Genomic DNA, 1,528 nt, shown 5'->3' with positions numbered 1-1,528 from the left:
TCGACTTTTTTGACCTGATCAATTTTACGATCTATCTGTTCGGCAAACACCCGGATATTCTGAAAAAATGGCAGAGCCGCCTGCACTACATCATGGTGGACGAGTTTCAGGACATCACCGTCAAGGAATTCAAGCTGATCCGTCGGCTGACCGAGATCAACCGCAACCTGTTCGTCGTGGGCGACCCCGACCAGAACATCTACGAATGGCGCGGAGCGAGCATGGAAGTGCTCGTCGACTTTGTCGGGTGGCTCAATAACCCCTGGTTTACGACGCGGCTCAACGCGACCTGCACCGACGTGGTTTTGAGTGAGAATTACCGCAGCACAACCCCGATTTTAAACGTCGCAAATTCTCTGATCGAGAAAAACAACAACCGCGTAAAAAAGAATTTATACACGAACAAAACCGACGGCGAGACCGTGCAGTATTTTCACGGCAAGAGCGACAAAGAGGAGATCAGGTTCATCTGCTCCAAAATCAAGGCGCATCGCGACAGCGGCGGTAAATATTCGGATTTCGCGGTGCTTTACCGTTCCAATTTCGTCTCCCGATTTGTTGAACAGGGCTTTTTGGAGGCCAACATTCCCTATGTCGTCTACGGCGGCGTCGGGTTTTACGAGCGCGCCGAGATCAAAGACGTGCTTTCGTATATGCGCCTCGTCTCCAACAGCGAAGACGACCTCTCGTTTATGCGCATCATCAACATGCCCCGGCGTAAAATCGGCAAGATGAAGCTCGAACTCATCAAAAACCACGCGAATAACCGGAAAATCTCGCTCTATAACGCGCTTAAGGAACTCTGCGATACCGAATCGATGGGCGGCTGCAAAGCGAAAGAATTCATCGCGGCGATTGAAAAACTGAAACAGGATGCCGAGGTTCTGCCGGTATCGGAACTGTTGCAAAAGATCATTAAAGATACGGGATATGAGCTGTATATCCGCGAGAGCGGCGACATCGAGCGGCTCGACAACGTCACCGAATTGCTTCGCAGTATCGTGACGCAGGAGACCGAATTCGGCGAGCATCTGCCGCTCGTGACCTTTTTGCATAACATTACCTTGCTGCGCGACAGCGACATCGAAGACAAGACCGACTGCGTTCGGATTATGACCATGCACACCGCAAAGGGACTCGAGTTTGACAGCGTCTTTTTGGTCGGGCTCACCGAGGGCATTTTCCCGTCGGCAAGGGCGCTCGAGGATCGTAAAACGGAAGCGCTGGAGGAAGAACGGCGGCTGTGCTTTGTCGGCATCACCCGCGCCAAGAAGCATCTTTATCTGACCGAGAGCGAGGGGTTCGGCGTCAAAGGTTTTTCCAAAGTCCCGTCCCGGTTCCTGTTCGACATCGACCCGAAATACCTTGAGATCATCGGCGAAATCCCCGACGAGATCAAGGAGCAGAGCGTTGTTCAGGTTCGGGCGTTCGACAAGACGACCGAGGTGGTCTGCAAGGTCGGCGACCAGATGCTGCACAAGGTATTCGGCGAGGGCGTGATCGAGGTTGTGGACGAAAAGACCAAAAC

Annotated in this window: 1 protein-coding gene; it reads left to right on the top strand. The window is 52.8% G+C overall.

Features of this window, described 5'->3' with window-relative positions; all coding sequences use genetic code 11:
• Nucleotides 1–1,528 (top strand): 3'-5' exonuclease (locus PKH29_12920; protein ID HNX15742.1); only part of this gene is annotated, 1,528 nt, incomplete at both ends.

It is taken from the genome of Oscillospiraceae bacterium (genome assembly GCA_035353335.1).
In the GTDB taxonomy this organism is placed as follows: Bacteria; Bacillota; Clostridia; order Oscillospirales; family JAKOTC01; genus DAOPZJ01.
This window is presented reverse-complemented; position numbering and strand designations above follow the sequence as displayed.